Here is a 4,582-nt window from a genome sequence, read left to right as displayed (position 1 = left end):
AACATCTACAACAGTTTACAACAAGTCCTGATTGCCCAAAATAAAACTGACGCAGCTTTAGAAGTTGCTGAACGTGGTCGTGCTAGAGCATTTGTTGAGTTACTTGCATCTCGTTCCAACTCGCAAATTTTGTCCGGTTCTCCAACAATTCAGCAGATTAAACAGATCGCCAAACAGCAATCAAGCACACTCGTGCAATATTCAATTATTTACGATGACTTCAAAATTTCAGGCAAACAACAATATAAAGAATCAGAACTATATATCTGGGTAATTAAACCAACAGGTGAAGTGACATTTCGTAAAACTGGCCTAAAACCGGTGTGGCAGAAATATCAAACAAATTTAGCTCAGTTAGTTACCACCAGCCGTGATTTTATCGCTGTTAGTCGCGATACAAAAATATCTTACAACCCCACTGTATCGAAAGCACAAAATCAATTCAAGTACTTACATAAATTATTAATTCAACCTATTGCTGACCTTTTACCAAAAAAAGAGGGTGACAGGGTAATCTTTATCCCGCAAAGTTCTTTATTCATGATGCCATTTCCTGCATTACAAGATGAGGAAGGGAAATACCTGATTGAAAAACACACTATGCTCACATCACCATCGATTCAAGTCTTAGGTTTAACCCGTAATTATCAACAGAAAAAAAGGAGTCAGGAGCCGTTAGTTGTGGGTAATCCGATAATGCCTTATGTATCAGCCAAAATTGGTGAACCACCAAAACAGTTACCCCCATTACCCGGTGCAGAACAAGAAGCAAGTGCGATCGCATCGTTACTGAAAACCCAACCCCTAATTGGAAAGGACGCAACCAAAGCCGCAATCTTGCAGCGTCTACCAACAGCACGAATTGCTCACTTTGCGACTCATGGGATACTGGATGATGTTCAAGGTTTGAATAGTGCCATAGCCCTTGCACCAAGCTCCTCTTCTGGTGCGCAGGTGATGAATCTAGGAAATGATGGGTTATTAACATCTCAGGAAATCCTCAATTTAAAACTCAGCGCCGAATTAGTGGTATTGAGTGCTTGCGACACAGGACGCGGACGCATCACTGGTGATGGAGTGATTGGTCTATCACGCTCATTAATTAGTGCTGGAACACCTAGCGTTATTGTATCGTTGTGGGCGATTGATGATGGTTCGACAAAATTCTTGATGACGGAGTTTTATAAAAATTTGCAACAAAAAATTGACAAAGCAACAGCGCTAAGAAGAGCGATGCTAGCAACCAAGCTTCAATATGGTCGTCCTTCCGATTGGGCTGCATTTACTTTGATAGGCCAAGCAAAGTAGTAGGCTAGTTTGTATAGCCAAAGCTAGCGATATAGCGATCGCACCCGATCGCAGTGTTCGGTTTTTAGCGATTTCGTTGTCTAACCTTGATAGAGTGAAACAAGCTCAATTCGTTCAATCGTCCTGTATGTCAACTACCCACACTTCCCTTCTCCTGCGGAGACGCGCAAGGGACGGGTAAGTGTGGGCTTGCAAAACACCTAGTAAGCGGCTAGGCTCACGGTATGCGACGCAAGAGTTGGTTAGGGCGAAGAGATTTGGTAGGGTTACACGTACAAATATTTCCCTAGTTTGTACCACTGTATTGCCCGGTCGTGAACGGGAGACAAGCCTACCAAATTGCCCGAAGGGACGAGCTAAAAGTTCAAATACAATTCGTTGGATTATCTCCATGAATCAATTAACAAGAGTGCCAGTAGTAGATGAACGCTCTAAACCATTAATGCCCACAACACCAGCTAGGGCAAGGAAGTGGATAGCATCGGGCAAAGCAATCGGAAAGCGTAATAAATTAGGCGTGTTCTACGTGCAGCTTACCGAAAAACCATCTGGCTATAAAACGCAACCAATAATTGCCGGGACAGATAGAGGAAAAGCTTTTACAGGTATTGCATTTCAGACGAAACTGGCAACTATCGCATTGTTCCACGCTTGTTTACCTGGGTTTTATAAATCCAAGAACCAAGGGTTAAAGAATCAAACTTTAGACCGTCAATCTGTAACAGGAAAGATGGACAAGAGATCCGAGTTAAGACGCACTCGTCGTGGTCAAAGAATAGACCGTTCCAAGCCTTTCAAGTTACGCAACCACAGAGAAAAACGGTTCAATAATAGACGGCATACGAAACTTCCTCCAAGTGTTTTATCTAACCGACTGATGGAACTAAGAATTCTAAGAGTTATGGCTTTAATATTGCCAATTTCAGAAATTAGAGATGAAGCTTGTGGAGGCAACACCAAGAAAAATGGTTTTGGAATTTCACCTGTAACTGTTGGTCAAGAATGGTTTAGAGCGCAAGCAGCTAAAATTGCACCCGTTGTAGAAGTTGATTCGTTGGACACAGGAAAATACCGTGACCGATTAGGACTCGTCAAAGACAAAAACAATAAATCAAAACAGACTCCACAAACCCATGCAAACGATGCTATAGCGCTAGCATGCAGCGCGTTTATAGAGTACAAAGCTTTTGTAACTACCAAGACTCACGGGCATGAATGGACTGGGGAATGTAAAGCAACGCCAGCACCATTCATTGTGTTGACTCGTCCCAAGCTGTTTCGACGTAAACTGCACCAAGAAAATTATAGTAAGGGCGGGATTCTTAAGCGGCAAGGTGGAACGGTTACACCCTTTGGGTTCCGCTCTGGTGATTATGTCGAGGTTTCTCAAAAAAGTGGAATTGTGCGCGGTTGGATTGGCGGCTTTACCAGTACCAATAAAACAAAGAATGTTTCAGTTTATGACCACAACTGGTCACGGGTTGGGCAGTTTGACCCTAGAAATGTCCGGTTACTTCAAAGGAGTTCTAAGTTATGTATTTCCCGCTCTTGAGATAGGGAATTGTGTCGCTATCCCCCTCATAACTTTAACTGCGTTAAAGATGCAGTTGGAGGATGCGACACAATTCCCCCGCCATTCCTGAGCCAGTGCGCCCTTACGGGTTTCCCGGCTTGAAGCAACTGGCGTCCCAACCACTGATCCGGAGTACCGGATTCAGTGGGGGACTCCTGACGGGTTAGTTGAATGATTTTACTTGCAGACGTCCCCATATTATGAAGAAAAGTTTGCTATCTCGATTACTCATTATTTCAGTCTTCCTCAATGGATGTCTCCAGTTTGGAGAGAACTACAGTGATACAGATGGTAAGCCCGCTCCCATTGCAGTGATCGAGAAGTGGATTGGCGCACCGTTACCTAGTAATTACTCAGATTTAAAGTATAAAATTATCAATGACACTCCTGATAAACATGTAGAAATTGCGCTCAAAGTACAAGAGATTTACTACAAACATGTGATTAAAAACTTGGTGAGAGACGAGCATTTTCTTAAAGATAAGATACTATACTTAAACAATGAGAATAGCCCTAATGCTTTTATGAAGCCTCCTTCAGCCGACACACCTGTTTGGACTTCTAAAGAAGGGTTCTATCATAAGTATATTTGGTATCAAAACTCTACACTTTATGTTTCTTATGTGGAAGGTTAGATCAAGAGCTACTAATGTCTTTTACAAATACCAATTTTCGATTTGCAAATCATTAAAATTAGCATAATCTGATATGTTATTGGTCACTAAAATTAACTGATTGACCTTGGCAATTGCAGCAATTTGACCATCTACAAAAGGGGGAGTTTTGCCAAGTTTAACTAAACGCGACCTTTCTTGGGCGTGCCATTCTGCGGCTGAATCGTCATAAGAAAACAAAGGCAGTTTTGCTTTGACTTCTTCTTGAAAGTATCGTTCTAGTTCTTGGCGCTTTCTTGATGGTGGTAATCGATTTAAACCGAATAGAAGTTCGTGCCAAACTACTGTCGCTGTTGACATTTCCCCTACATAATGCAATAACTTCGCCATGACTTTTGTGTTAGGTTTTGGCTTCATGGGTTCGGAAATTATATTACTATCTAGCAGAAATTTAATGGTCACAAATTCACCTCGCGTCCGGGGGATTTATCGCGAACATCTCCAAAAATAGCATCAACATCGATATCTAATTCGGCAATATTATGTTTCCGACGGAATTCCTCTAAATTGTCACCAAACTTGCCTTTTTCGTAATTGATTTGAGCATCAATAATTTCAATTCTTACTGCTTGACCATCGGGAATATCCAAATTTTCGGAAATTTCTAAGGTTTGACCGCGTTTAATGGCTGTGATTTGCATTTTGAAAGTCTCCCTATTTTGACAAAATTTTAACTTAACGTAGAGTGCTTAAACCAAGAGTACTACAGCATCTTCATTCTACTTATGAATTTGTATTAAAGAAAAGCGATACTAGCAACCTGCAATATGGTCGTCCCCCCGATTGGGCTGCGTTTACAAAAAAAAGGGAACGGGGAACTCTTAACAGGGAACAGGGAAAGAAAAAAACTTCAGTTGTGGGTTTAACTGGAGTTTAGACTAAATGATTGAACCGAAAAGAAAAAAAACTAGAACCGCAAAATTTGCTAGAGAGGGTCACATATTCAAGTAAACTAGGGAACACAGAGAATATGTGGTATGAAAATGGCAAGAAAAAGCCCTCAACCAAAAGCGACATCGTTTGAAGT

Annotated in this window: 6 protein-coding genes; 3 read left to right on the top strand and 3 right to left on the bottom strand. The window is 41.5% G+C overall.

All coding sequences use genetic code 11. The features are described from left to right. Positions 1 to 1,308, top strand: a 1,308-nt coding sequence (locus tag G4P69_RS35705) for a CHAT domain-containing protein (protein WP_208354679.1), incomplete at its 5' end; no start/stop codon positions are given. A gap of 114 nt (positions 1,309 to 1,422) precedes the next feature. Here the strand turns inward: G4P69_RS35705 and G4P69_RS35700 are convergent. After that, a complete protein-coding gene (locus tag G4P69_RS35700; RefSeq protein WP_208340041.1) occupies positions 1,423 to 1,701 on the bottom strand; it encodes a hypothetical protein in 279 nt (92 codons plus the stop codon). Between G4P69_RS35700 and G4P69_RS35695 the strand changes: the two genes are divergently transcribed. Together G4P69_RS35695 and G4P69_RS35690 are read left to right on the top strand one after the other, a co-directional pair. Beyond that, complete coding sequence (locus G4P69_RS35695) at positions 1,700 to 2,860, top strand: RRXRR domain-containing protein (protein WP_208340042.1); 1,161 nt, start codon at positions 1,700 to 1,702, stop codon at positions 2,858 to 2,860. The genes G4P69_RS35700 and G4P69_RS35695 overlap by 2 nt on opposite strands. Positions 2,861 to 3,081: 221 nt before the next feature. Beyond that, entirely contained in the window at positions 3,082 to 3,516 is a 435-nt protein-coding gene (locus G4P69_RS35690) for a hypothetical protein (RefSeq protein WP_208340043.1), read from the top strand. 21 nt (positions 3,517 to 3,537) lie between these two features. On the opposite strand, the gene G4P69_RS35685 is transcribed toward G4P69_RS35690, so the two are convergent. Further along, a complete protein-coding gene (locus G4P69_RS35685) occupies positions 3,538 to 3,957 on the bottom strand; it encodes a type II toxin-antitoxin system VapC family toxin (protein ID WP_208340044.1) in 420 nt (139 codons plus the stop codon). Then, positions 3,954 to 4,196 (bottom strand): hypothetical protein, encoded by a 243-nt coding sequence (locus G4P69_RS35680; protein ID WP_208340045.1) that lies wholly within the window; start codon positions 4,194 to 4,196, stop codon positions 3,954 to 3,956. Before G4P69_RS35680 ends, G4P69_RS35685 begins: the two co-directional genes overlap by 4 nt. Positions 4,197 to 4,582 lie beyond the last annotated feature (386 nt).

It is taken from the genome of Aetokthonos hydrillicola CCALA 1050, assembly GCF_017591665.1.
GTDB classification, from domain to species: Bacteria; Cyanobacteriota; Cyanobacteriia; order Cyanobacteriales; family Nostocaceae; genus Aetokthonos; species Aetokthonos hydrillicola.
Note: the sequence above shows the minus strand (reverse complement) of the source record. Positions and strands in the feature narration are given on the sequence as shown.